General features: G+C 30.9%; 26 protein-coding genes and 1 riboswitch. Of the genes, 25 read left to right on the top strand and 1 reads right to left on the bottom strand.

Going from position 1 to position 25,676, the window contains the following annotated elements; translation table 11 throughout:
- The first annotated feature begins 22 nt into the window (after window positions 1-22).
- From GXK57_RS11005 to GXK57_RS10990, 4 genes are all read left to right on the top strand, one after another.
- Window positions 23-1,108 (top strand): winged helix-turn-helix domain-containing protein, encoded by a 1,086-nt coding sequence (locus tag GXK57_RS11005; RefSeq protein ID WP_160675787.1) that lies wholly within the window; start codon window positions 23-25, stop codon window positions 1,106-1,108.
- 294 nt (window positions 1,109-1,402) lie between these two features.
- Entirely contained in the window at window positions 1,403-2,656 is a 1,254-nt protein-coding gene (locus tag GXK57_RS11000) for an MFS transporter (RefSeq protein WP_160675784.1), read from the top strand.
- Window positions 2,657-2,949: 293 nt separating this feature from the next.
- Window positions 2,950-3,690: an N-acetylmuramoyl-L-alanine amidase gene (locus tag GXK57_RS10995; RefSeq protein WP_160675781.1), complete on the top strand. Its 741-nt coding sequence runs from the start codon at window positions 2,950-2,952 to the stop codon at window positions 3,688-3,690.
- Between the two features lie 816 nt (window positions 3,691-4,506).
- Window positions 4,507-4,806, top strand: a complete 300-nt coding sequence (locus GXK57_RS10990) for a Dabb family protein (RefSeq protein ID WP_160675778.1) — start codon at window positions 4,507-4,509, stop codon at window positions 4,804-4,806.
- 147 nt (window positions 4,807-4,953) lie between these two features.
- Here GXK57_RS10990 and GXK57_RS10985 read toward each other — a convergent pair whose 3' ends face one another.
- The gene (locus tag GXK57_RS10985; RefSeq protein ID WP_160675775.1) at window positions 4,954-6,240 is read right to left on the bottom strand and encodes a methyl-accepting chemotaxis protein; all 1,287 of its coding nucleotides are present in this window, start codon (window positions 6,238-6,240) and stop codon (window positions 4,954-4,956) included.
- 309 nt (window positions 6,241-6,549) lie between these two features.
- Here GXK57_RS10985 and GXK57_RS10980 point away from each other — a divergent pair, with 309 nt between their 5' ends.
- The 21 genes from GXK57_RS10980 (at window position 6,550) to pknB (ending at window position 25,630) form a co-directional block, all read left to right on the top strand.
- Window positions 6,550-7,398 carry a YitT family protein gene (locus GXK57_RS10980; RefSeq protein WP_160675772.1) on the top strand — a complete coding sequence of 283 codons (849 nt, stop codon included), beginning with the start codon at window positions 6,550-6,552 and terminating at the stop codon, window positions 7,396-7,398.
- 111 nt (window positions 7,399-7,509) lie between these two features.
- Window positions 7,510-7,704: an alpha/beta-type small acid-soluble spore protein gene (locus GXK57_RS10975; RefSeq protein ID WP_160675769.1), complete on the top strand. Its 195-nt coding sequence runs from the start codon at window positions 7,510-7,512 to the stop codon at window positions 7,702-7,704.
- A gap of 359 nt (window positions 7,705-8,063) precedes the next feature.
- Window positions 8,064-8,345, top strand: a complete 282-nt coding sequence (locus GXK57_RS10970; protein WP_160675766.1) for a hypothetical protein — start codon at window positions 8,064-8,066, stop codon at window positions 8,343-8,345.
- A gap of 139 nt (window positions 8,346-8,484) precedes the next feature.
- On the top strand, window positions 8,485-8,685 hold the full coding sequence (locus tag GXK57_RS10965) for an asparagine synthase (RefSeq protein WP_160675763.1): 201 nt from the start codon (window positions 8,485-8,487) through the stop codon (window positions 8,683-8,685).
- Window positions 8,686-8,832: 147 nt separating this feature from the next.
- Window positions 8,833-9,327: a thiol peroxidase gene (gene tpx, locus GXK57_RS10960; RefSeq protein WP_160675760.1), complete on the top strand. Its 495-nt coding sequence runs from the start codon at window positions 8,833-8,835 to the stop codon at window positions 9,325-9,327.
- Window positions 9,328-9,466: 139 nt separating this feature from the next.
- On the top strand, window positions 9,467-9,775 hold the full coding sequence (locus GXK57_RS10955) for a hypothetical protein (RefSeq protein ID WP_160675757.1): 309 nt from the start codon (window positions 9,467-9,469) through the stop codon (window positions 9,773-9,775).
- A gap of 177 nt (window positions 9,776-9,952) precedes the next feature.
- Entirely contained in the window at window positions 9,953-10,939 is a 987-nt protein-coding gene (locus GXK57_RS10950) for an asparaginase (protein ID WP_160675754.1), read from the top strand.
- Between the two features lie 69 nt (window positions 10,940-11,008).
- A riboswitch (purine riboswitch) is annotated at window positions 11,009-11,108 on the top strand.
- Between the two features lie 67 nt (window positions 11,109-11,175).
- Window positions 11,176-12,534: an NCS2 family permease gene (locus GXK57_RS10945; protein ID WP_160675751.1), complete on the top strand. Its 1,359-nt coding sequence runs from the start codon at window positions 11,176-11,178 to the stop codon at window positions 12,532-12,534.
- A gap of 307 nt (window positions 12,535-12,841) precedes the next feature.
- The gene (locus GXK57_RS10940; RefSeq protein ID WP_160675748.1) at window positions 12,842-13,723 is read left to right on the top strand and encodes a YicC/YloC family endoribonuclease; all 882 of its coding nucleotides are present in this window, start codon (window positions 12,842-12,844) and stop codon (window positions 13,721-13,723) included.
- 10 nt (window positions 13,724-13,733) lie between these two features.
- Entirely contained in the window at window positions 13,734-14,003 is a 270-nt protein-coding gene (locus tag GXK57_RS10935; RefSeq protein WP_128213994.1) for a DUF370 domain-containing protein, read from the top strand.
- Window positions 14,003-14,641, top strand: a complete 639-nt coding sequence (gmk, locus tag GXK57_RS10930; RefSeq protein WP_160675745.1) for a guanylate kinase — start codon at window positions 14,003-14,005, stop codon at window positions 14,639-14,641. Before GXK57_RS10935 ends, gmk begins: the two co-directional genes overlap by 1 nt.
- On the top strand, window positions 14,622-14,840 hold the full coding sequence (rpoZ, locus tag GXK57_RS10925) for a DNA-directed RNA polymerase subunit omega (RefSeq protein WP_128213992.1): 219 nt from the start codon (window positions 14,622-14,624) through the stop codon (window positions 14,838-14,840). Before gmk ends, rpoZ begins: the two co-directional genes overlap by 20 nt.
- Window position 14,841: 1 nt before the next feature.
- Window positions 14,842-16,026, top strand: coding sequence for a bifunctional phosphopantothenoylcysteine decarboxylase/phosphopantothenate--cysteine ligase CoaBC (coaBC, locus tag GXK57_RS10920; protein ID WP_160675742.1), 1,185 nt, complete (start codon window positions 14,842-14,844; stop codon window positions 16,024-16,026).
- A gap of 122 nt (window positions 16,027-16,148) precedes the next feature.
- Window positions 16,149-18,353: a primosomal protein N' gene (gene priA, locus GXK57_RS10915; protein ID WP_160675739.1), complete on the top strand. Its 2,205-nt coding sequence runs from the start codon at window positions 16,149-16,151 to the stop codon at window positions 18,351-18,353.
- Window positions 18,354-18,364: 11 nt separating this feature from the next.
- Window positions 18,365-18,811 carry a peptide deformylase gene (gene def, locus GXK57_RS10910; RefSeq protein ID WP_160675736.1) on the top strand — a complete coding sequence of 149 codons (447 nt, stop codon included), beginning with the start codon at window positions 18,365-18,367 and terminating at the stop codon, window positions 18,809-18,811.
- 15 nt (window positions 18,812-18,826) lie between these two features.
- Window positions 18,827-19,759 carry a methionyl-tRNA formyltransferase gene (gene fmt, locus GXK57_RS10905; protein WP_160675733.1) on the top strand — a complete coding sequence of 311 codons (933 nt, stop codon included), beginning with the start codon at window positions 18,827-18,829 and terminating at the stop codon, window positions 19,757-19,759.
- Window positions 19,760-19,835: 76 nt separating this feature from the next.
- Window positions 19,836-20,519 carry a zinc metallopeptidase gene (locus tag GXK57_RS10900; protein WP_160675730.1) on the top strand — a complete coding sequence of 228 codons (684 nt, stop codon included), beginning with the start codon at window positions 19,836-19,838 and terminating at the stop codon, window positions 20,517-20,519.
- Between the two features lie 12 nt (window positions 20,520-20,531).
- The gene (gene rsmB, locus GXK57_RS10895) at window positions 20,532-21,857 is read left to right on the top strand and encodes a 16S rRNA (cytosine(967)-C(5))-methyltransferase RsmB (RefSeq protein WP_160675727.1); all 1,326 of its coding nucleotides are present in this window, start codon (window positions 20,532-20,534) and stop codon (window positions 21,855-21,857) included.
- Between the two features lie 4 nt (window positions 21,858-21,861).
- Window positions 21,862-22,899 carry a 23S rRNA (adenine(2503)-C(2))-methyltransferase RlmN gene (gene rlmN, locus GXK57_RS10890; protein WP_160675724.1) on the top strand — a complete coding sequence of 346 codons (1,038 nt, stop codon included), beginning with the start codon at window positions 21,862-21,864 and terminating at the stop codon, window positions 22,897-22,899.
- A 12-nt stretch (window positions 22,900-22,911) separates the two neighbouring features.
- A complete protein-coding gene (locus GXK57_RS10885; protein WP_160675721.1) occupies window positions 22,912-23,631 on the top strand; it encodes a Stp1/IreP family PP2C-type Ser/Thr phosphatase in 720 nt (239 codons plus the stop codon).
- Window position 23,632: 1 nt separating this feature from the next.
- Window positions 23,633-25,630 carry a Stk1 family PASTA domain-containing Ser/Thr kinase gene (gene pknB, locus GXK57_RS10880; protein WP_160675718.1) on the top strand — a complete coding sequence of 666 codons (1,998 nt, stop codon included), beginning with the start codon at window positions 23,633-23,635 and terminating at the stop codon, window positions 25,628-25,630.
- The last annotated feature ends 46 nt before the right edge of the window (window positions 25,631-25,676 follow it).

The raw sequence follows: 25,676 nt of genomic DNA, 5'->3' as shown, positions 1-25,676 counted from the left end.
GAAAGTAACAGAGAGGAAAAGAATGGACATAGAGATAAGAGAAAAACCTAAGGAAGTTATAGAAGTAATTGAGTGTTTTTATTACCTAGCCAATGAAGAGGCAATAAACAGTAGCCGTGCTGAAACCTTAGATAAGTACAACCTTACCAATAATACTACTCTTAAGAAAATGCATGGAGAAATAGAAAAGTATTTGAAGGCCTTCAAGAAGAAGTGTACTATAGATGCTTCTGAATTAGATTTGTTTTTTAAAGATATTTATGGTAATTATGATAGTAAACATATAGCTGGATTACTTATAAATACTGAAGCAGATGAAGACTTATTAGTATATAAAGAAAGTATCATTAATAAAAGTGAAGAAGAAGTAAAAAGTGAAGTTTTCAAAAATATTGTGAATGTATTAGAAGACGCGGAATACGATAATTTAGAAGATTTACCTTTAAAAGTGGATAAGGCAATAGAGTATTTTAGCAATAAGAATATTAGCAGTGAAGCAAAATGGAAGCTAATAGTAATATTAAATGATGCTAAGAGATATATCATAAGGCTAATTGATACAATACTTTTAAATATCCAAGCCTATAAAGTTTCAGTGAAAAATGTTTTAACTTTATCAGATAAAGTTGTTTTAGAGCTTAAGGATAGAATAAAGCAAGATGATAAATATATATGTAATCTTATTAGTATAAATATGGATGGCTTAAAGAAAATTATAGTATATCCTGCTATAGCAAACCAATATAGTGTTACTGCAAAGTTTCATGAAGACGGTTTATTTATTTACTTTGGAGTTATGTTTGAATATATGGTCAGCCTAACTTCAAAAAGTAAGGATTCGAAGAATAAGGTTCAGAACATACTAAGGATATTAAGCGATAAGAGTAAATTAGAGATCTTACAGCTTTTAAAACAAAAGGAGCACTATGGCATAGAAATAGCAGAAAAGCTAAATCTTACCACAGCCACTGTATCCTATCATATGAATAACTTGCTGCTATATGGATTTATTTGTGTTGAGAAAGTAGAAAATAGGGTTTATTATAGATTGAACAAAGATAATATTTCTGAGTTCTTAAAGGATTTAGAGGAAATTCTATTAAAATGATTAAAAGCAAGTAAATAGAGTGTTTTGTCTGATTTGTATCAAATTAGATAAAACACTCTATTTATTTTTATGATTTTATGAATAAATGCTAATTATCAATTAATATTAGATAAGTATCTAATATTAATTGACTAATATCTAATGGAAACATATAATATAATTAGAACAAAATAGAAGCTGTGTTATAGTCATAATACTTTTCAGAAAATAGAATTATAACATTAGATTACAATCTAATGTTATGTTATAAATATCTAATGTGGCTATGATGTAAATAAAATATAGGGGGCTATTATGGAAACAACACTAGAAAAGAAAACCGGCTATAAACTTGTATTGAAGGAAAAGTCTTATATGCTTTATGGAATATCAAATTTGATTTCTAGATTTGGGGACTCAATAGATACTATTGCATATGGATGGATGGTATATCAAATTACAGGATCTACTACATTACTTGCCACTATTTTTGGGGTTAATGCAATCCCTACAATACTATTCCAGCCTTTATCTGGAGTATTAGTAGGATATAGAAAGAAGAAACATGTGATTTTTATATGTAATATGGGAAGAGGAGTAATGGTGTCTATAACTGCATTACTTTTCTATTTTCATTTATTATTACCTATACATTTATTTATAATAACTTTTTTAAATTCAACTTTTGAGGCTTTTCAGAGTCCAGCTAGTATGGCTTCAATACCATATATTTTAGATAAGAAGATGTATTCTTATGGAATGTCACTTAGTTCTACAGCTTCAAGAATTACTGAAATGATAGGACTTGCTGTTGCAGGAGGAATCATAGCGGCTATAGGTATATCTGGGGCCATCTTATTAGATGCAATCACCTTTTATGTATGCGGGAGTTTAATACTTTTAGTGAAATATAAAGGAGAAGAGATTAAAAAAGATAAGATTGCTTTAGACGGTTATTTTAAAGATTTGAAAGGTGGTTTTGTATATTTAAAGAACAATAGGTTAATATTTAACATCTGTTTATTCGGTGCGTTAGTTAATATTCTGCTTATTCCAATTGATACTTTAGTTGTTGCATATGTTAAAGATGTATTAAAGAAAGGTGTAGAAGTAGTTTCAGTAATACAATTTACTGCAACTATAGGATTGGCTTTTGGAACTTTTATTTTTCCAAAAATAAGAGGAAGAGTTAAAGGACTTTATTTACTTATAGTATCAGGCTTTTTTATAGGTTTTGTATATATATTATATTTTATTGTAGGTCAACTAAAACTTGAGATTGGAATCTATCCAGCTTTAGTGACAATAGGATTAGTGTTAGGAATATCTTCAGGGGTATTGTTAATGGTAATAAATGTAGCCTTTATGGAGAAGATTGAAAAAGAGTATTTGGGTAGAGTAGCAGGAGTATTTAATTCACTTGCAATGGCAGCTACACCTTTAGGATCTCTTACAGTAGGAGGGTTATGTATGTTTTTAAATACCTCAAAACTATTTTTAGTATTTGGAATGTTAACTGTAGCGTTGTTTTTATTACAAAAATTTAATAGAAATTTGGCTAAAATATAAATCTCTATTTATAAACTTCAAGTTATATCAATTGATATAACTTGAAGTTTATTTATTATCGTATAGAAAAAATTATTTAACTTAATCTTATCCCTTAAATTTATTATCATATTTATAGCTGTAATTGAGTAATAAAATTTTAAAAAAAGCATATACATAATATTTACACTTTTCAGATATAGATGTAAAATGAAAAGTAAATATACAAATTATGTAAAACGTATAATGAAAAGATAAATTGTTTCGATTTCAAATAATAGTATATCTTTAGTGTTTAAGTTAGGAGATTCAGGATGAGAAAGAAGAGGAAGAGATATAGAATTAAAATCGGAAGATTAGCCTTTAGTTTGTCTGTAATATCAATTTTTATGTTACTTGCTATAAGTGGTATATTTTCAATATTTAAAAGTAAAGGTGATAAGATTAGCGAAAACACTCTTTTAGTAAAATCAAAACAGAATTTTGTAGTGTGTATAGATCCAGGACATGGAGCCTATGATAAGGGGACTAAAAGTGCTGATGGTATACTAGAAAAAGACGTAGTTCTCAAGGTAGGTTTAAAAGTTGGAGAAATATTGGAAAAGAATAATATTAAAGTCGTATATACAAGAAAAGATGATAAGACCATATTAGGATTAAATGATAAAGAAGATTTAAAGAAAAGAGTTAAAATTTCTCATGATAGTAATGCAGATGTTTTTGTGTCTATTCACTGCAATAGCTTTAAAGATTCTTCAATACGAGGAATTGAGCTTTGGTGTAATAAACCTAATACAAAAGATGAGCTATTAGCAAAAAGGATACAAGATGAGCTTTATAAATTAAAGTATTCTGAAAAACGTGATATAAAGTACCAAAGTAATTCCCCTTTGTACGTATTAAAGAATAATGATGCAATTTCAACTTTAGTTGAGATAGGATACTTGACCAATGAACAAGATTGTAAATTTATAGCTTCAAACAGCGGACAAGCTAAGTGTGCAGAAGCTATAGCAAAAGCTATTTTAGATTTAAAAAAAGAATTGAAAAAATAAAATCATAAACAAGGATTATTTGAATTTTCATTATATTAATGCAGATAAAAGTGCAATAGTGTTAGCCAGCCAATATGAAAGCAGTTAATTATTAGATACATTATCATGCAACCATCAATAACTAGATTTGATAAACTTAATTGACTTGCAGTAGCTTTTTTTATTCGGTGATTTAATAATATTATTAATGCACCAGGCAGCATTAATTTGAGAAGGATTGCTATAAAAGGCTTGGTAAGGAATGGTGATATAATATAATTTCCCTCATAAAAGTAGCCGCTATTAATTAAAATCAATGTAAAAAAAATATCTGTAGCATTTAACAAATATATGATAGTTAATTTTATTTTAATGGAAGTGAGGGTATAGTTTTTTAAGAATTTTACCATAAAAACCTCCTTAAAATATGAAAAATTAAAATGTAGCTATATAATTCATGTATAATCCTATATATGTAAAAATAATTAAAAACAACTTATAATGATAATTTAATTTATATGTGACTATCATATTAGTATGCATATAAATGTGAAAAATATAAGTGAACAAATTTTAAACAATGACTAAAAAGATATAGCTTCGTCCTGAAAGTAGGTGTAGCATACCCTCTACAATCATATAATCCAATCATTATTCTTACTTATAAACTTATGAAATTAAAGTATAAAATCAATAATTAACCTTGAGCTTGAAAATAATTTGCCAATAGAATAAAATATAAAATAAATAAAATGAGCCTATGTAATTATTTCAGATAGATATATGATTGCATGATATGGTTCATTCACAAATTTACAGTATAATAGGAGAAATATTATGATAAAACATATTGTCATGTGGAGATTAAAAGAATCTGCTGAAGGAAATGATAAAAAAACAAACGCTGAGAAAATTAAATCAGGCTTAGAAGCTTTGAAAGATAAAATTCCTCAAATACAAGGTATTGAAGTTGGAATAAATAATAACCCTTCCAATTCATATGATGTAGTACTATATTCTGAGTTTAAAAGTTTTGAAGATTTAGATATATATCAAAATCATGCTGAACATTTAAAGGTTGCTGGATTTGTTGGGGCTGTAAAGGAAGATAGAACCTGCGTGGATTACGAAGTATAATATTTCCATTGTCAAAAACTTTACTAGGTTAAAAAGTGCAGTTAAATAAAAAGATCACTGAAGATATTTTCTTCAGTGATCTTTTTATTCTTTAGGAACCTTACATGAAAGCAAAGTATAATAAAAAAACATTGCCTTTTTCGTAGCCTAAGAAATTTTAAATTTATTTGTGTGCTCATGTAATTCTTTTGCTATATCATTTAATTGAGAGGCAGTGCTAAGAACTTGTTCCATGTTGGCACTTTGCTCTTCTAAGGAAGCTGAAATCTCTTCAGTGTTCGCAGCGGATTCTTCAGTTACAGCAGCTATTTCCTCAATGGTATTCACAACATTTTCTTTCTTTTCATTGACAGTATTAATGCTTAAAATAAGCCTATCTACTTTGTTTAATATACTATCAACATTTTCTTTAATTGAGTGAAAAGTACTGCCAGTTTCTTCTGAAACTTGTCCAGTTTTATGTATCATGTTGGATGCCTCTGTCATGTATTCTTGTGTCTCAGATATCATTGATTGAAAATCTGTTATTATTTGTTCAATCTCTTTTGTTGATTGCTCAGTTTCAGTTGCCAATTTTTTGATTTCATTAGCTACTACTGCAAATCCTCTACCGGCTTCACCTGCTCTAGCGGATTCAATAGAGGCGTTAAGTGCTAATAGATTTATTTGACTAGCTATGTCGTTAATGGTATTTGTGATATTGCTTATATGATTTGATTGATCTTTTAAATTACTTATTCTCATAGCTACTTTATCAGAAACAATTTCATTTTCTTTAATAGTATCTACAAGCTTATTAATATTTTCAATACCAGTATCATTTGATTTTTTGGTCTTATCGATATAAATTTTTATTGTTGATGTTGAATCACCTATATCATTTATTTGGGCTGCTAGATGCTCCAATTTTTCAGTACCCTGTAAGGTGCTGCTAGATAGTTCATTTGATGAATTTGCAATTCCATTAACTGCACTAGTTATTGACTCTATTGTGCATGCATTTTGCTCAACGATTCTATTCATATCCTCTGAACGAATCTCTACTTTATCTGAACTTTCTACAATAGCTGTTATAAGTTTTTTTAGCTCTGTTCGCATATTAGAAACTGCATCTGACATTTGTTTTAATTCATCTGTTCCTTTGATTTTACTTAACTGTGAGTATGCCTTTTCATCAAGAGTAAAATCAAAATTGGCTGTTCTTTCCAGAACGTGGTTTACTACTCTAATATTTTTAGTCAAAACATAAGTTATGAAAGATGCAAAGCACATACTTAAAACAAATATCGGTATAGCTATTATAAATACAGTGTTTAAGTGGTCTTTGCTTACGTACCCATTAATTACTAGATACATATAAGTTATTGTGAATATACTGCTTATTGCTACTGCACCAAAAGAAAACATAAGTTTTTTTCTAATTGAAGACTTCATTTTATTACCACCTTGCCAAGATTTTAATGTAATGTAATAATTAATAAAAAAATTTAACCTCCTATTCATAAAAATTATACTCTCTGCCTATTATACAACTAAAATTTGTCAACTTTCAACAAAATATTTAATTATACTGTTGCTTTTATATTATTAAGAAGTATTAAAAATTCTATAAGATCGTAATCCTGCTTAAATTGCGTAAAAGTCATAAATTTGCGTTATAATTGATAATATGTTATTATAATATTATAAAAAATGATAAAAAAGTATTTTAAGACATAATAAATTGATAAGGTAGGTGATTTATTGAAAAACAAATATTTCGTAATACTTTTTAAATTTATATTTATTACATTGGGAGCAGTACTGGCATCTATTGGGCTTGAAATCTTTCTAATTCCTAACAATCTAATAGATGGAGGAGTTGTGGGTATATCTATTATGCTTAGTCATATAACTGGCATTCAGTTAGGTATATTTACTTTTATATTAAACATACCTTTTTTTATCTTAGGTTATAAGCATATAGGAAAAACTTTCACAATAGCAACTTTATATGCAGTAATCTGTTTATCTTTTTCTGTTGCATTTCTTCATCCTATCCCAGGAATAACTAAAGATATATTACTGGCAGCTGTTTTTGGCGGAGTTATTATGGGAACCGGAGTTGGGTTAATAATCAGAAATGGTGGTTCTTTAGATGGTACAGAAATAGCAGCTATTATTTTAGATAAAAGAATAAGCTTTTCTATAGGTGAGATAGTAATGTTTTTCAATCTTTTTATCCTTGGTGTATCTGGATTGATTTTCGGATTTGATAGGGCAATGTATTCATTAATAGCTTATTTTATAGCCTTTAAGGTAATTGATGTGATAGTAGAAGGTCTAGATGAGTCAAAGGCTGTTACTATAATATCTGAGAAGCATAGTGATATAACTGAGGCGATTGTGGACAGGCTAGGACGTGGTGTGACTTTGCTTGATGGTAAAGGTGGTTATAAAGGCATCGAAACAAATGTTATATATGTTGTAGTCTCCAGGTTAGAAATAGCTAAAGTAAAATCCATTGTTCAGGGATTTGATGAGAATGCTTTAATAACAATAGGTAGTGTAGAAGTATCAGGTAAGAGATACAAGAAGAAAGCAATTCATTAAAAGGATTTAAATTCTTTTAATTCCATTAATATACCTAAATATAATATTAAAAACTATACAAAATAGTATTACAAAGAAACACAAAACATATTTATTTAGGAGGGATTTACAATGGCAAGAAATAATAGAACTTTAGTTCCACAAGCTAAACAAGGTTTAAATAATTTAAAACAAGAATCTGCAAAAGAAGTTGGTGTAAATCTAAAGGAAGGCTATAATGGAGATTTAACATCTAGAGAAAATGGATCTGTAGGTGGAAACATGGTTAAAAAGATGATCCAAAGCTATGAAGATGGCTTAAAATAATTAATTAGTACGTATAATAATTTAATAGAATAGATATTGATAAACCACTTGGTGTTCTAATTTACTAACAATAAAGGACTTTAAACGTTGTTAGTGGATATTAAAATAAACTAAGTGGTTTATTGCATTTAATTTCAACAATAATCTTATACATTATTATTTTAAATAAAATACTCGTAAATGAGCATTTATATAATATAAAATTATGTGGATTTTATTAAAGAAATAATATAGTATGTGATATAGTGAAAATATGATATACTAATTTATACCATAATAAAGATGTAACACTTCGATTTGAAGGGGTACATCTATAAATTAAAAATCTGATTTTAAAAGAAGGATAAGAGGTAGATAAGATGACTATTATAGTTTTTTCAACTAATGACGAAGGTGTAAGTGTTGAACTAACAACTGAAAAAATAAATAAAGCTTTAGATAAGTTTAATGAGGATGCAGAAAACTATTTTGTTGAAATTTGGGAAGAAGACGAAGTTAAACTTGGAGAAGTAGTTTTTGACTATGAATCAGAAGATGAAGACTCTGAAAAGTTTTATTATTTTGTAGAGGAAGAGAATGAAACTAAATTTAGTAAATTCGAAGAATTAAGTGAATATATATTAAAAAGACTAAAGGCATAATATATGCCTTTTTTTATTTATTTCACTTTTGTACTAGTAATAAAGCACTTCAGCTTAGAAAAGCAAAAAGTGGAAAAAAGTTTTAGAATAATTAATATTTTTCTCCTTAAAATACTATATATGAAAGGAGTGATTATTAATGAGAATAAAAGAAGGAACAATACCAACAATTATAGGTAGTGTAGTAGTTGCTGGAACCGCAGCTCTAAGAGCAAATGAACTTAGAAAACATGGGATGAGAAAAAAAGAAATTGTACCTATGGCGGAGACTGCTCTTTTAGGTTTTGGTTTAGCTCACGTGGTTTTAGGAACTATAGATTTAGTTCAACATCATAGATAATAAAAGGAGAACCTACTGGTTCTCTATTTTTCAGTGTATTGGGCTTCAACGCATAGGCTAATGTATAACGAAAATATGATGAAAAAACTAGATTAATTTGCTTTTGATAAACTGTATCATTAAATTTTTAAATAAGGAGTGTTTTTTATGAAAGTAAAGTTTAAGGGCAATGATGTAGAGCTTAAGGGAAAACAATTTGCAGTTAATGAAACTATTCCTGAGTTTACTGTAACAGATCCTAATATGAATTCTTTAAATTTTAAAGATACAACTGGTGTAAGAATACTATTAGCAGTTCCATCTATAGATACGTCAGTATGTGATCTTGAAGTTGCTACTTTTAATGACAAGGTAAAAGAACTACCTAATATCACATGTTATACTATATCTATGGACTTACCATTTGCTCAAGCAAGATGGTGTGCAGCTAAGGGCATTGAAAATGTGAAAATATATTCTGATTATAAGGATAGGAGCTTTGCAGATGTAAGTGGTACTTATATAAAAGAACTAGGCTTATTAACTAGAGCTGCCTTTGTTATAGATTCTGGTAACAGAATTGTATATGCAGATTACCTAGAGGAAGTATCTAGTCAGCCTAATTTTGATCAAGTATTAGAAGCTGCTAAAAATGCAAAATAAATTTTAAATAGTAAAATATAAGAGAATATTTTGTTAAGGTATTTAAAGTAAGGCTAATTATAGTAAATATAATTGCCTTATTTTCATTTTTATCGCTCAAGTTGAATATATTTATAAAAAAACTAAGGGGGATAAATTGATGGATAAGTTAGCTAGTATTATTATTTTAGCTGCGGTGGCAGAAGCCTTATGGGAAACAATAAAAATGGTTTTTGATCATGGAAAAGTGGATTTTAATAAACTTGGTGCGATAATGGTTGGAATTCTATTGTGTCTAATAACAGGTGCTGATATATTGAGCTTAATTGGATTTTCTCCAAAGATAAGTTACGTTGGACAAGTATTGACGGGCTTACTTATATCTAGAGGTGCCAATTTTACACATGATTTACTGACAAGCATATATAATCTGCAGCAAAACACCAGAACTGAAAATATAAACAAGTAGTAGAATATTAAAATTATATATATTCATTTTATGCTAACAATAAAGTATAATAAACTTTGGATATAACACATATCTTTTTTTGAATTTAATAACTTATTATTCGGAAATATTCTTTATGCTTAGAAAGGTGAAAGATTTTATACGAGAATAAGTATAATATATCACTTAGGAGGAAATATGAAAAAGGTAGCAATAGTATTTAATGGCGGAACAATTTCAATGAAGGTTGACCCAAGAATAAAAGCAGCAGTTCCTGGTCTTACAGGAGAAGAAATAATGTCAATGGTAACAGGTATAGAAAGCTTTGCAGAAATAGAATCTTATACATTTTCCAGTTTACCAGGTCCACATATGACTCCTGATATTATGTTGAATTTATCACAATATGTGCAAAAAATTATAGATAGGGAAGATATAAGCGGTGTGGTTGTAACCCATGGAACAGATTCTCTTGAAGAAACGGCATATTTACTTGATTTAACAATAGATTCAGAAAAACCTGTTGTAGTTACAGGTGCGATGAGAAGCAGCTCTGAACTTGGTTATGATGGCCCTTCAAACCTTGCTGCATCAATATGTACTGCAGCTTCAGAAGAAGCTAAAAACAGGGGAGTGCTGGTATGTTTTAATGGAGAGCTTAATAGTGCATCAGAAGTAACAAAAGTAAATACAATGGCACTTAATGCTTTTAGAACCCCTAACTTTGGACCAATAGGAATTGTTGACAATAACAGAGTAATATTTTATAGAGAAGTTAATAAGGAACAATCTATAAAAATAGATAAGATAAGTGGAGAGGTTACCTTGCTAAAATGCTTTGCAGGTATGGATTCTAGACTTATTGATTTTTCAATAGCTAATGGGGACAAAGGAATTGTAATAGAAGCTATGGGAAGAGGTAACGTACCTCCAGCAATGGTAGATGGAATAAAAAGAGCTATTGATAAGGGAATAGCAGTTGTTATAGTGTCTAGATGTTTTGAAGGAAGAGTTTTTGAGTCCTATGGATATCATGGAGGCGGAAAAGAACTTAGAGATCTAGGGGTAATATTCGGTGATAATATGCCAGGACAGAAGGCAAGAATAAAATTGATAATTGCATTAAGTTATACCAATGATTTGAAATACATTAAAAATGTATTTGAGAGAGATTTATACAAATAAAGTGAATTATAAAAAATAAAAATAAAAAATAATTCGGATGTATTGACAACGATAATTGACGAATATATAATAATATTCGTGCTTATTGCTCGTATAATTTTGACGATATGGGTCGAAAGTTTCTACCAGGTACCGTAAATATCTGACTATGAGGAATCAGAAGTTGTATTACATCAATATGATGTCGCTTTGGTTCTTCACCTTTGCGGCTTTTATTTTTTAGGAGGATGGTTTTTATGCAAAATATAAAAGCTAAACAAAGAACACTAGCAATATTGGATAACAAAAATGTAGACTATAAGAAGGAGATTGTAGCAGGAATTACTACTTTCTTAGCTATGGCTTACATAATCGCAGTTAATCCAGACATACTTAGTAAATCAGGAATGCCTGTAGGTGCATTAGTAACAGCAACATGTCTTACAGCTGGATTAACATCGATTTTCATGGGAGTTTATGCAAACTTACCTATAGGACTTGCTTCTGGTATGGGATTAAATGCATTTTTTGCTTTCACTGTCTGTGGTAAAATGGGAATCTCTTGGCAGGTAGCATTAACAGCTGTTTTTGTTGAAGGACTTATATTTATAGTATTGTCACTATTTAGCGTTCGTGAGGCTGTAGTAAATGCTATACCTCATAACTTAAAACTTGCTGTTACTGGTGGTATAGGATTGTTTATAGCATTTGTAGGTATGCTTAATTCAGGACTTGTAGTAAAAGATGCTTCTACAACAGTTGCTTTAGGAAGATTTACAACACCTTCAGTAGCTATAACATGTCTTGGAATTTTAATTATAGTAGTATTAGAAAAGAAAAAGGTAAAAGGCGCTATGCTTTGGGGAATATTAGGTGGAACACTAATAGGATGGGCATATGCACTTTATGATACAGCTGGCGCTGCAGCATTTGGTATTTATCTACCTAATGGAATATTTAAATTCGAATCTCTAGCACCAATAGCAGGAAAGGTTGATTTTTCATTCCTTTCAGATACTTCAAAAATACTTACTTTTGTAGGTGTAGCACTAACATTCTTATTTGTTGATTTCTTTGATACAGTTGGTACATTAGTAGGTGTTGCTACTAGAGCTAAACTAATTGATAAGGAAGGTAAAGTTCCTAATGCAGGAAGAGCCTTGTTAGTAGATGCTGTTGGTACAACAGGTGGAGCTTTAGTTGGAGTTTCTGCAATAACTGCTTATATAGAAAGTGCTACTGGAATTGAAGAAGGTGGAAGAACTGGGGTTACTGCTGTAGTAACTGGAGTATTATTTTTACTAGCTATGTTCTTATCTCCAATTTTTGTGGCAGTTCCATCTTGCGCAACTGCTCCAGCGTTAATATATGTAGGTTACTTGATGATGGGTACAGTTAAAGATATCGACTTTGGAGATATTACTGAGGCTGTTCCAGCATTTTTAACAATAAGTATGATGCCATTTACTTATTCAATTGGTGATGGTTTAATGATAGGAATATTATCCTATGTAGCAATTAATTTAATTTCAAATCTAATTTCAAAAGATAAGAAGAAGATTTCTCCAGTGATGTACGTTTTAGCAGTTATCTTCATATTGAAATTAGTATTATAATAGCTTCCTTCAATTTATTATAGCCTTGCTGGTTTATCCAGCAGGGCCTTTTTTAATGTGTAGATCAGTATAAAACCTTTTGCTTGCTAAACCTATGTATAGTAAGGGAGGAGAATAGGAAGTTAGAGGGAAAAGTAAAAAGTGTTATTAGCATACCAAAAGAACTTCTCATACATTTAAAAAAATCAGATGGACAAAAAAATAAAAATAATTGTAAACAATCTGTGAACAAAGTGTTGACTTTTCATCCTATCATTATATACAATGGATATAGTCTCAATCTGGTATTGTTTTAGGAGGATTGACTATGATTAAAAGTATGACTGGTTTCGGTAGAGCTTCAAGTGATGAAAACAGCGCGAGAAGTTTTTCTTTAGAAATGAAGAGTGTTAATCACAGATATTTGGATATAAATATTAGAATGCCAAAGTCTATGATACCGCTTGAAGAAAGAATTAGAAGAATTGTAGGAGAAAGATTAAATAGAGGTAAAGTTGATATCTTTTTAAACTACAAAAATTATGGGCAATTTGATACTGTTGCTAAATTAAATACAGAATTAGCAGATAGTTATGTAAGTTGTTTGAAACAAATTAAGGATAGATATTCATTAAAAGATGAATTGAATTTGAATTTAATATCTAAGTTCCCAGATGTAATAGTGTTAGAAGAACAGGAAGAAAACTTAGAAGAAATTTGGAATGAATTGATGCCTTTAGTGAATAGAGCCTTAGATACCATTATAAATATGAGAGAAACTGAAGGACAAAAGCTTTACGAGGATATTATATTTAAATCTAATGATATTGAAGAAAATGTGAAGAAGATTGAAAAGAAATGTCCAGAAGTACTTAAAGCTTACAAAGAAAAATTAAAAGAGAAACTCCAAGGAATATTAGAAAATATAGAGCTAGATGAGAATAGACTTGCCATGGAAGTAGCTATATTTGCAGATAAATCTACAATTGATGAAGAAATAACAAGGTTGTACAGCCACATAAATCAATTGAGAGGTACTCTTTTACTTAAGGAACCAATAGGTAGAAAACTTGACTTTATTGTGCAAGAAATGAACAGAGAAGCTAATACTATAGCATCTAAGTCTACCGATTTGGAAATTACTAATTTAGTTATCAATATTAAAAATATGATAGAGAAAATAAGAGAACAGATCCAAAATATCGAGTAGGAGGAATAATATGAGTATCAAATTGATCAACATTGGTTTTGGAAATATAGTTTCAGCTAATAGACTTGTTGCGATAGTTAGCCCAGAATCAGCACCTATTAAGAGAATAATTCAAGAGGCTAGAGACAGAGGTATGTTAATTGACGCTACATATGGTAGAAGAACAAGAGCAGTTATCATTACAGATAGCGATCATGTTATTTTATCAGCAGTTCAACCTGAAACAGTTGCACATAGATTATCTACAAAGGATGATGATGTAGAAGAGGTTGATGAATAATGCAACAACACGATAGAGGAATACTTATAGTGATATCTGGACCTTCAGGAGCTGGAAAAGGAACCATTTGTAAAGCATTGGTTGAAAATAATGAAAATCTTTTTATTTCAGTTTCTGCTACAACAAGAAATCCTAGAGTAGGTGAAGTAGAAGGAATAAACTACTATTTTATAAGTAGAGAAGAGTTTTTGAAAAGAGTAGAAAATGATGATTTCTTGGAATGGGCTGAGGTTTACGGTAACTATTATGGAACACCGAAATCAACAGTAGATCAAATGTTAGACCAAGGCATAAATGTAATCCTTGAGATTGATATCCAAGGGGCTTTAAAAGTTAAAGAAAATGCCAAAGACGGTGTTTTCGTATTTATACTTCCTCCTTCAATGGAAGAACTAAAGCAAAGAATTATTAAAAGAGGAAGTGAAACTCAAGAATCTTTAATGACAAGATTTAAGTCAGCGTATCAAGAAATAAATTATGTATCAAAATACAACTATGCAGTGGTTAATGATACTGTTGAAGAAGCAGTTATGAAAATTGAAAGTATTATATTAGCTGAAAAATGCAGGGTTGATAGAATTAAAGAGACAATAATAGAATCAAAGGAGGGTTTAATTCATGAGCAACTCTATGATTAATCCATCAATAGTAGACTTATTACAAAAGGTAGATAATAGATATTCGCTAGTAATAGTAACATCAAAAAGAGCTAGACAAATAATAGATGGTGCAGAACCATATGTAAAGGTAGACTCTAATAAGCCTTTAACAGTATCTATCAATGAAGTTAACGATGGATTTGTTAAATATGAGCAAGTAAAGGAAGGCCTAAAGTAGAATGACTAAAAAGTGTGTTGTTGTTGGCGTTACTGGAGGTATTGCAGTATATAAAGCTTTAGATGTTATAAGTGCTTTAAGAAAAAAAGATATAGAAGTGCATGTAATAATGACTAAGTCAGCAACAGAGTTTGTAACACCACTTTCGTTTCAATCTCTAAGTCAAAACATGGTTGTTACAGACATGTTTGCAGAACCTAAGGCATGGGAAATTCAGCATATTTCTTTAGCAAAAAAAGCAGATTTAATGTTAATAGTTCCTGCTACAGCAAATGTAATAGGTAAAGTAGCAAATGGAATTGCTGATGATATGCTTTCCACCACAATAATGGCTACAAAAGCTCCAGTAGTTTTTGCTCCTGCTATGAATACAAATATGTATGAGAATGTCATAGTACAAGATAATATTGGCAAACTTAAAAGATTAGGTTATGATTTTATCGAACCAGCTAGTGGGAGACTTGCTTGTGGTGACACAGGTCAAGGAAAGCTTGCTGATACTAAATTAATTGCAGAATATACTGTAAGCAGATTAAATGATCAAAAGGACTTAGCTAATAAAAAAGTTTTAGTAACTGCAGGTCCTACGGTTTCAGATATTGATCCTGTTAGATATATAACTAACAGATCTTCAGGCAAGATGGGATTTGCTATAGCTGAAGAAGCAAGAGATAGAGGTGCAGAGGTAGTTTTAGTAACTGGACCAACAGATCTAGAAGCACCATTTGGTATGAAGGTTATAAGGGTTAGGACAAATGAAGAGATGATGGAGGCTGTTCTTGACGATTTTGATTCTTCAGATATTGTTGTAAAATCTGCAGCAGTTGCGGATTATAAACCAAAGCAATATCATGAAAGTAAAATCAAGAAAACAGAAGGAGATCTATCTATAGAGTTTGTTAGGGATAATGATATTTTAAAAACTTTAGGTGAGCGTAAAAAAGAACAGATATTAGTAGGCTTTGCTGCTGAAAGTAATGATCTTATAGATAATGCTCAAGGAAAACTTAACAGAAAGAATTTAGATTTCATAGTCGCAAATGATATTTCAAAATCTGAAACTGGTTTTGCATCAGATGATAATATTGTTACTATAATTTCTTCAAAAGGTGAAAAAGTTACCTTGGAAAAAATGAGTAAAAGAGAAGTGGCAAGAAATTTGTTTGATATTATAGAAAAGCGCTAAGGCGCTTTTTTTACTATATAGGAAAGTATAAAATTTCTTTTTGACTAAACATAGTTATTTATAGGCTTAGAATAGCTTTTTACTATATAGTAAAAAGAAATTATAATCTAAGGGTGATGATATTGAGTTTATTTGCAGGTGTAATTGTAAATAGCGATGCTTTGAAAGTAGATAAGTTATTTACATATGAGGTACCAGATAAATTTGGTGCCCTTATTGAAAAAGGGCATAGGGTTAGGGTTCCTTTTGGAAAGGGCAACAAGACCATTGAAGCTTTTGTCATGGAACTATTTAGTGAGTACCAAGGAGAGTTTACAAGAATAAAAGCTATTTCAGAAATATGTGATGATAGCCCATTACTTACAGAAGATGATTTTAGTTTGATAAGTTTTATGAGAGAAAAATATTTATGTAAATACATAGAAGCTATACGTGTTATAATACCCACAGGAATCATGAAGGGTAATAAAATAAAGACTAAGAAAGTTATTAGTTTTAATGGAGCTGAGCTTTATGGAAAGTTTAATAAACCCAATTATGAAGAAGTGCTTCAGTTAATTAAAAATAACAGTGGAATTTATACCAAAAGTGAACTTGTTGAAAAATTCAATGCATCAGCTTATGTAATAGGAAAATTAATAGAAAATAAATTTGTTTCTGTTGAGGATGAGCAAGTTAATAGAATAAATACAAGAAAATATGAAACTTACTCTTCTAAGGTATTAAATGAGGAACAGAGAAATGCAGTAGAAACAATTTTACATAGTGAGAATAAATTAATATTACTCAAAGGTGTTACCGGCAGTGGAAAAACAGAAGTGTATATGAATTTGGTAAATCATATGTTAGATAAAGAAAAGGCTTCATTGATTCTAGTGCCTGAAATTGCCCTTACTCCTCAGATGATTGAGCGTTTTAAGGGGAGATTTGGCAGGAATGTTGCAGTTTTTCATAGCAGACTTTCTGATGGAGAAAGATTTGATGAGTGGTTCAGAGTCAAGACTGGAGACGTGAAACTTGTTATAGGAGCAAGGTCTGCAATATTCCTTCCTTTTAAGGATTTGGGACTTATAGTAATAGATGAGGAGCATGAGGGAACCTATAAGTCAGAACAAAACCCAAAGTATCATACAAGAGAGGTAGCAGAGTATAAAAGTAACCTAACAGGCTGCACTGTAGTTTATGGCTCTGCCACTCCAAGTATTGAGAGTTACTATAGAGCGTTAAAGGGTGAAATGAAGCTTGTAGAATTAAATAATAGAGTTGACCATTCAAACCTGCCTACAATGGAAGTAGTTGATATGAGGGAAGAGCTTACTAACAATAACAAAAGTATGTTCAGTAAAAAGCTATACAATGCTATAGAGGATAGATTATTAAAGAGGGAACAGATTATTATCTTCCTAAATAGGAGAGGACACTCCACCTTTGTTTCCTGTAGAAAATGCGGATATGTTTTTAAATGTCCACACTGTGATATAGCAATGACTTATCATACTAATGGATATTTAGTATGTCATTATTGTGGCACAGCAAAAAGGCAAGTTAATGAATGTCCTTCCTGTAAGAGTAAGTATGTTAAGTACTTTGGAGCAGGAACTGAGAAACTAGAAATTGAAATTAAAAGGATGTTCCCAAAGGCCAGAGTTCTTAGGATGGATGTAGATACAACAAGAAAGAAAAACTCTCATGAAGAAATATATAATTCTTTCAAAAATGGTGAAGCAGATATTCTAGTGGGAACTCAGATGATATCAAAAGGATTAGATTTTCCTAATGTAACTTTAGTAGGTGTAATTACTGCAGATATATCATTGAATCTTCCGGATTTTAGGTCTAGCGAAAGAACTTATCAGCTTATAACTCAAGTGGGAGGTAGAGCTGGTAGAGGCAGCAAAGAAGGCTATGTGCTTGTTCAAAGCTATAACCCAGAACATTATAGTCTTAGTTATGCTAAAAATAATGATTATGAAGGATTTTTTGAGGAGGAAATAAAGCTTAGAAAATCTATGAATTATCCTCCATACGCTAATATAATGGTAATTAATATGAGCTCAAAAGATCAGCTTGGTCTTCAGAAGCACAGTGAAAATATTGGAGTAAACATAAAAAAGATGTTACAGTATAATGAGAAGGTAGATGTTTTGGGGCCTTGTCCTTGTATAATATCTAAAATAAATGAGATGTATAGATGGCAGATTTTGATAAAAGGTAATTTTGATGCAACATTAGCGCATAATATAAAAGATATGGTTTATGATTTATCAAATGCAGTTTATAATGAAATAAGAATCAGTATGGATGTTAATCCAAATAACTTAATTTAGGAGTGATAGCTTTGGCATTAAGAAATATAAGAACAATAGGTGATGAAATACTAAGAAAAAGATGTAGAGAAGTTGATGTGATAAATGATAGAATTAAAACACTGGCTAATGATATGATAGAAACTATGTATTCAGAAGATGGTGTTGGGCTTGCAGCACCCCAGGTTGGGATATTAAAGAGAATTTTTGTAGTCGATGTGTACGATGATTATGGACCAAGAGTTTTTATAAATCCAGAAATATTAGAAACTGAAGGCGAGCAAATTGATATGGAAGGATGTCTAAGTATACCAGGTGAGCAATCAGAGGTTACTAGACCCAATAAAGTAAAGGTAAAAGCTTTAAATTTGGAAGGCAAAGAATTTGTACTAGAAGCAGAAGGATTGCTTGCAAGAGCGATTTGTCATGAAAATGATCATCTTAATGGAGTGCTTTTCGTAGATTATTCTAAGCAGTAAGGAGAGAATTAAAGTATGAATATAGTTTTTATGGGAACTCCAGAATTTGCAGTTCCATCATTAAAAGCTTTAATATCAGAATTTGGTGTTAAAGCAGTATTTACTCAACCGGACAGACCTAAGGGAAGAGGTAAGAAACTAGCTATGTCTGCAGTGAAAGAGGTAGCGGTAGAAAATAATATACCTGTATATCAGCCCATTAGAATTAAGAATGAACCAGAAACTATAGAGGCATTAAGAGCTATGGAGCCAGATTTCATAGTAGTTGTAGCCTTTGGTCAAATATTACCGAAGTCTGTTTTAGATATACCAAAGTATGGTTGTATAAACCTTCACGGTTCTTTACTTCCAAAGTATAGAGGCTCTGCACCGATACAATGGTCTATAATAAATGGAGAAAAAGTAACAGGCAATACTACTATGCTTATGGATGTTGGTGTAGACACTGGAGATATGCTTTTGACAAATAGTGTAGAAATAACTGATGTTATGACCGCTGGAGAATTATACGATGTGCTAATGGAAACTGGCGGAAAGCTTTTAGTTGATACAATAAATGGCTTAGTGAATAACACTATATCACCGATAAAACAAGATGATACTAAATCCTGTCATGCTCCAATGCTAGATAAAAATCTAGCTAATATTGATTGGGGTAAGAGTGCAATAGAGATTCACAATCTAGTAAGGGGGCTTAATCCATGGCCTATAGCTTATACACAGTACATGGATAAGCAAATGAAGATTTATGAAACTGAAGTGATAGAGAAAGATAGTGCAAAAGCTCCAGGAACTATTCTTTCTGTTAATAAGTCAGGGGTTGAAGTATCTACAGGGAAAAATGTTTTACTTATAAAGAAAGTTCAATTTCCAAATGGAAAGCCGTTATATATCGAACAGTATATAAATGGTAATTCCTTTGAAATAGGATATATATTCAATAAATAATACAACTTGACTGTTTATAAATTATTAAGAGGGTAAAGTGTTTAGCGGTACAATATGATAAAGGGAGTGAATGTTTATGTTTTATTTTGATTCAACTTTTTTATTATTAGTTCCTGCAATGTTAGTATCTTTTTATGCTCAGTCTAAAATTTCATCAACTTTTAACAAATACAGCAAGGTTAGAAGTTATAATGGATATACTGGAGCGCAAGTTGCTAGGATGATTTTGGATGATTCTGGACTTCACGATGTACCTATAGAGCTAGTTTCAGGTAATTTATCAGATCACTATGACCCTAAAAATAAGGTTTTGAGATTATCTCAAGATGTTTATTATAATGATTCTGTTGCATCTATTGGTGTAGCGGCACATGAAGTTGGGCATGCAATACAACATAAAGATTTATATTCGCCATTAATTATAAGAAATGCTATAGTGCCAGCTGTAAATATAGGATCTAATTTTTCTTGGATACTTTTCTTTGCTGGGATGTTACTAGGCATCAAGCCTCTTATAACCTTTGGTATAGTATTATTCTCAGCGGTAGTTATATTCCAACTTATAACATTACCAGTGGAGTTTAATGCTTCAAGTAGAGCTTTAAAAATCTTAAGTAGCAGAAATATACTCTATCCTGATGAAGTTAAAGGTGCTAAGAGTGTTCTTAGCGCAGCAGCTATGACTTATGTTGCAGCTACACTTATGGCTATTTCTCAGCTAATAAGGCTTATAGCTATCAGTAATGATAGAGACAGATAATTGAGGTAAAAGATGAATAGCAGAAAATTAATAAAAGATATACTAGATAGTATTTTCTTTAAGGGAGCTTATTCAAATATAGAATTGAATAAACGCCTTAATGAAAGTGATTTAAATGATAAAGATAAGGGACTTGTCACTGAGGTTGTTTATGGAACAATAAAGTATAAGAAGACTATTGACTATATAATTACTACCTTAGTGGCTGATTTTGATAAGATAGACAAAAGAATACTAAATATTTTGAGAAGTGCTATCTATCAGATAAAATATCTTGATAGAGTACCAGATTTTGCTGTAGTAAATGAATCAGTTAATCTTGGCAAAAAGATATCTATAAACTCTTCAAAATTTATAAATGGAGTGCTTAGAAACTTCATAAGAAATAAAGATGCTGAAATTAAAAGTAATATAAGCGATATAGAGTACTTGGGTATTGAATATTCATTTGAACCTTGGATGGTTAAACTGTTTTATGAGCAATACGGAAAAGAAAACTGTGTAAACATATTAAATGGGCTTAATTCAACACCAAGTGTTACAGTGAGAGTAAATTCAGTAAAATCTGATTTTGATGAGGTTTATGATGAGTTAAAAGATCAGGGATATACAGTAGAAGAAGGAAGTATGTGTCCTGAGGCAATTAATATAATTAAGGGAAAAAGCATAGAGAATAACCCACTGTTTTCAGAAGGTAAGATAACAGTCCAGGATGAAAGTGCTATGCTAGTTGCGCCTCTATTAGAGCTTGAAGGTGACCTTAAGGTACTAGACTTATGCAGTGCTCCTGGAGGAAAAACAACACATATAGCAGAAATCTTAGAAAATAAAGGTTTGGTAGTTGGTTGCGATATATATGAGCATAAACTTCAGCTTGTTAATGAAAATAAATTAAGATTAGGTATAAATAATATAGAAACTAAGCTTTTAGATGCAGCTAAATACAGTAGTGAATATAGAGAGTGGGCAGATAGAATTTTAGTAGATGCTCCATGCTCTGGACTTGGAATAATAAGAAAAAAACCAGAAATTAAATGGACAAAATCTCAAAAGGATCTTAAGGACTTAATAAATATTCAAAGGGATATATTAAAAAATGCTTGGCTCTATTTAAAACCTGATGGAATTATGGTATATTCTACATGTACCTTGAATAAAAAGGAAAATGAAGAAAATATTAAATGGCTCAGGGAGAATTTTAAGGATGTTCAACTTGAGAAAATCTATCTAGGAGATAGTGATAATCTGATTTATAACGAAGATGGCTCAGTTACAATATTACCTAATGAGTTTTTAGACGGCTTCTATATTGCTAAGCTTAGAAAATTAAGTAGGTGAAACAATGGATAATATTTTAAACTTAACACTAGATGAATTAAAATTGTGGATGAAGGACAATAACGAAGGGCAATTTAGAGCAAAGCAAATCATGGAATGGATATATAAGAAACATATCTTCGAGTTTGAAGGTATGACGAATATATCTAAAAATTTGTTAAACAAGTTAAAAGATAATTTCTTTATAGGATTGCCACAAGTTAAAGAAATTTATGTATCAAAAAATGATGATACAAAGAAAATTCTATTAGAGCTTAATGATGGAAATCTAATTGAAGCTGTTCTTATGAAATATAAACATGGAAACTCAATCTGTGTATCCACTCAAGTTGGATGTAGGATGGGGTGTAAGTTCTGCGCTTCAACTCTAAATGGTATGGTAAGAAACTTGACTTCAGGAGAAATACTATCTGAAATATTAATAGGAGAAAAAATTTTAGGGGAAAGAATATCAAATGTAGTTTTGATGGGAAGCGGAGAACCATTTGATAACTTTGATAATGTAATGAAATTCATAGAAGTCGTTAATGCAGAATATAGTTTAAATATTGGGCAAAGACATATAACAGTTTCTACTTGTGGGCTAGTGCCAAAGATAAAAGAATTTGCAGATAAAAATACGCAAATTACTCTTGCTATTTCTTTGCATGCTTTCAGTGACGAGAAAAGAAAACAAATAATGCCAATAGCTAACAAGTATTCAATTAAAGAAATTTTAGATGCCTGTGACTATTACATAAATAAAACAAAGAGAAGAGTCACTTTCGAATATTCTTTGGTTAAAGATGTCAATGATTCTAAAGAAGATGCTAAGTCATTAGCTGGTTTATTAAAGAACATGCTTTGTCATGTTAACTTAATTCCAGTAAATGAAGTAGTGGAGAACTCATTTAAAAGATCATCTAAGAAAACAATTGATGAATTTGAGAGCATTTTAAAAAGCTATGGTGTTGAGGTAACTGTAAGGAGAGAGATGGGAACGGATATAAATGCCGCATGCGGGCAATTGAGAAGAAGCTATATCGAGTCCCAAGATAAATAGGGGGAAGATTATATGGTGAGCATTAAAACAGACGTGGGTAACAAAAGAAGTTTAAATGAGGATTTTGCTAGTTATTATGAGGGTGATAGCTATAAGATTTATGTGGTCACAGATGGAATGGGTGGTCATAATGCCGGTGAAGTAGCAAGCAAAATGGCTGCTGAAGGCTTGATTTCCTATTTTACTGAAAATTATGGTACAATAGACGAAGATAAAATTCTAAAGGCTTCTATCGAATATGTTAATAAGAGTTTGTATCAATATTCTTTAAGTGATGCTTCTTTTAGTGGTATGGGTACTACTTTAACTGCATGCTTTGTCACTAAGGATTTAATGCAAATAGCAAATGTTGGAGATAGCTGCTGCTTAGGGATAGTTGATGATAATATTATAAAAATAACAAGAGATCATTCTTTAGTTCAAGAACTTCTGGATTCAGGGTCTATAAGTGAGGAAGAAGCTAAGCATCATCCTAGAAAAAACGTGATCACTAGAGCTATGGGAACAAGTTTGAGTGTTGAAGTAGATATATTTGATATCACAGCTTCAGGTTTTAATACTTTAATTTTATGTTCTGATGGTCTTACTAATGAGGTTACAAATGATGAGATAAAAGATTTGATCAAGTCCAGATCTAATTATGATGAAGCTTGCACTGCTCTAGTTGATCTAGCAAAAGATAGAGGGGGAAAAGACAATATAACTGTAATGATTTTTGGAGGAGAGAGATAGCATGGTAGGTAAGGTTTTAGGAGAAAGGTATGAAATCCTTGAGAAGATAGGCGAGGGGGGAATGTCCTACGTCTACAAAGCAAAATGCCATAAATTAAAAAGATATGTAGCAGTAAAGATTCTAAAAGATTCATTTACAAATAATGAAGAGATAGTAGAAAAGTTTAAAAGAGAAGCTACTGCCATTGCAAATTTGATTAATCCTAATATTGTAAATATCTTAGATGTAGGTACACAAGATAATATACACTATATAGTAATGGAATATGTAAAAGGTAAAAATCTTAAGGAAATAATTAATGAGCATGGAAAATTTGCTTATGAAACTGCTATAAGCATTGCATCTAAAGTTGCAAATGCACTTGACTGTGCTCATAAGAATAATATAATACATAGGGATATAAAACCTCAGAATATATTAGTCACAGAAGAAGGAATTGTTAAAGTCACTGACTTTGGCATTGCTAAGTCCACAGACTCTTCAACAATAGCTTATACCAATAGTGTTATGGGATCTGCACATTATTTTTCGCCTGAGCAAGCCAAAGGTAGTTATGTAGATTGCAGAACAGATTTATATTCCTTAGGGGTAGTTCTATATGAAATGGTAACTGGAAGGGTTCCATTTGATGGTGATTCACCAGTAACAGTTGCTTTGAAGCATATACAAGAACCGGTGATTCCACCTAAGAATATGAATAGTAAGATACCAGATAGTTTAAATACTCTTATTTTAAAGGCTGTTGAAAAAGAACCTATAAAAAGATATCAAAGTGCTAAGGAAATTATTGCTGATTTAGAAAAGGTGAAAGAAAATCCTAATGCAGTTATAAATGTTCCTGTAGATTCTTTAGATGATGATCATACTAGAATAATGGAACCAGTAACAGCAGAAGTTATAAAGCAGGCTGCGCTTAAAAATAAAGCTAAAGCTCAAAGCAAAGCTTATGATGAAGATGAAGACGATGATGATTATGACGAAGATGAGGACGAAGAAGATGATGAGAAGCTAACACCTAAGCAAAAGAAGCAAAAAGTTATAAATAGAGTTTTATTAGGGCTTGCTTTTGTTTTAATAGTTATAGTGGCAATTGCTTCAGCTTCAATGTTTTTTGGTAATAAAATAAAACCAAATCCATCAGCAACTACTACAGTTACTCAGGTTGATGTTCCTCAAGTTGTAGGGATGACAAAGGAAGATGCTAAAAAAGCTATAGAAAATAGTGGATTAGTATATGTAGAAGATGGTCAGCAAAATAGTGATAAGCCAGAAGGAACTGTAATACAAACAACTCCTGCTTTTGGAGAAAAAGCAAATAAAGATGATAAGATTAAAGTTGTCTTAAGTGCTGGTCCAGCGACAATAAAAGTGCCAGATTTAACTTCCAAGCCGTTGTCATTAGATGAGGCGAAGAAAGCTATAGTAGGAGCTGGCTTTTCTGTAGGAAATATAAGCCAAGATAATAGTAATACTATAGAGAAGGGTAAAGTTATAAGTCAAACACCTGCTGCTAATTCTGACGCCAAAAAAGATTCTTCTATAGATATAGTAGTAAGTATAGGCGTTAAACTTACAAAGGTTCCAGATTTAGTGTCAACTGGAAGTATGAAGGTTGACGATGCTAAAGTTTTGATAGAAGCTAAAAATTTGAAAATGGAAGCTGTGGAACAGTCTACAGATAATTATGATTTGAAAAATAAAGATGGTTTTATTGTTGGTCAGAGCATAGCTAAAGATAGCGATGTACCTGAAGGTACAACTATAAAAGTTTTTTATTCTAAATATAATCCAAAACCTATAGATGTCCAAAAGGAAATATCAGGAACGACAAGAGATTATGTGGAAAATCAATGGCCTAATAGAACAAAAGTTTCTTATACTTTCGATGATAAAACACAACCAAAGGATTCTGTAGTAGTTGGTGTAAGTCCAGCTCAAGTAAATCCTGGTGATAGTGTAACAATTACTCTAAAGCCAGCAAATAAACCAGCTCAATAACAATTTTGGTGCCAGTATATTCTGGCACCATTGCATTTTTATCAAA

It is taken from the genome of Clostridium sp. C8-1-8 (genome assembly GCF_009928445.1).
Classification (GTDB): Bacteria; Bacillota; Clostridia; order Clostridiales; family Clostridiaceae; genus Clostridium_AR.
This window is presented reverse-complemented; position numbering and strand designations above follow the sequence as displayed.

Coding starts and splice junctions, on each gene's coding strand:
- GXK57_RS11005 (WP_160675787.1), top strand. CDS start 23: ATGGACATAGAGATAAGAGAAAAACCTAAGGAAGTTATAGAAGTAATT.
- GXK57_RS11000 (WP_160675784.1), top strand. CDS start 1,403: ATGGAAACAACACTAGAAAAGAAAACCGGCTATAAACTTGTATTGAAG.
- GXK57_RS10995 (WP_160675781.1), top strand. CDS start 2,950: ATGAGAAAGAAGAGGAAGAGATATAGAATTAAAATCGGAAGATTAGCC.
- GXK57_RS10990 (WP_160675778.1), top strand. CDS start 4,507: ATGATAAAACATATTGTCATGTGGAGATTAAAAGAATCTGCTGAAGGA.
- GXK57_RS10985 (WP_160675775.1), bottom strand. CDS start 6,240: ATGAAGTCTTCAATTAGAAAAAAACTTATGTTTTCTTTTGGTGCAGTA.
- GXK57_RS10975 (WP_160675769.1), top strand. CDS start 7,510: ATGGCAAGAAATAATAGAACTTTAGTTCCACAAGCTAAACAAGGTTTA.
- GXK57_RS10970 (WP_160675766.1), top strand. CDS start 8,064: ATGACTATTATAGTTTTTTCAACTAATGACGAAGGTGTAAGTGTTGAA.
- GXK57_RS10965 (WP_160675763.1), top strand. CDS start 8,485: ATGAGAATAAAAGAAGGAACAATACCAACAATTATAGGTAGTGTAGTA.
- tpx (WP_160675760.1), top strand. CDS start 8,833: ATGAAAGTAAAGTTTAAGGGCAATGATGTAGAGCTTAAGGGAAAACAA.
- GXK57_RS10955 (WP_160675757.1), top strand. CDS start 9,467: ATGGATAAGTTAGCTAGTATTATTATTTTAGCTGCGGTGGCAGAAGCC.
- GXK57_RS10950 (WP_160675754.1), top strand. CDS start 9,953: ATGAAAAAGGTAGCAATAGTATTTAATGGCGGAACAATTTCAATGAAG.
- GXK57_RS10945 (WP_160675751.1), top strand. CDS start 11,176: ATGCAAAATATAAAAGCTAAACAAAGAACACTAGCAATATTGGATAAC.
- GXK57_RS10940 (WP_160675748.1), top strand. CDS start 12,842: ATGATTAAAAGTATGACTGGTTTCGGTAGAGCTTCAAGTGATGAAAAC.
- GXK57_RS10935 (WP_128213994.1), top strand. CDS start 13,734: ATGAGTATCAAATTGATCAACATTGGTTTTGGAAATATAGTTTCAGCT.
- gmk (WP_160675745.1), top strand. CDS start 14,003: ATGCAACAACACGATAGAGGAATACTTATAGTGATATCTGGACCTTCA.
- rpoZ (WP_128213992.1), top strand. CDS start 14,622: ATGAGCAACTCTATGATTAATCCATCAATAGTAGACTTATTACAAAAG.
- coaBC (WP_160675742.1), top strand. CDS start 14,842: ATGACTAAAAAGTGTGTTGTTGTTGGCGTTACTGGAGGTATTGCAGTA.
- fmt (WP_160675733.1), top strand. CDS start 18,827: ATGAATATAGTTTTTATGGGAACTCCAGAATTTGCAGTTCCATCATTA.
- GXK57_RS10900 (WP_160675730.1), top strand. CDS start 19,836: ATGTTTTATTTTGATTCAACTTTTTTATTATTAGTTCCTGCAATGTTA.
- rsmB (WP_160675727.1), top strand. CDS start 20,532: ATGAATAGCAGAAAATTAATAAAAGATATACTAGATAGTATTTTCTTT.
- rlmN (WP_160675724.1), top strand. CDS start 21,862: ATGGATAATATTTTAAACTTAACACTAGATGAATTAAAATTGTGGATG.
- GXK57_RS10885 (WP_160675721.1), top strand. CDS start 22,912: ATGGTGAGCATTAAAACAGACGTGGGTAACAAAAGAAGTTTAAATGAG.
- pknB (WP_160675718.1), top strand. CDS start 23,633: ATGGTAGGTAAGGTTTTAGGAGAAAGGTATGAAATCCTTGAGAAGATA.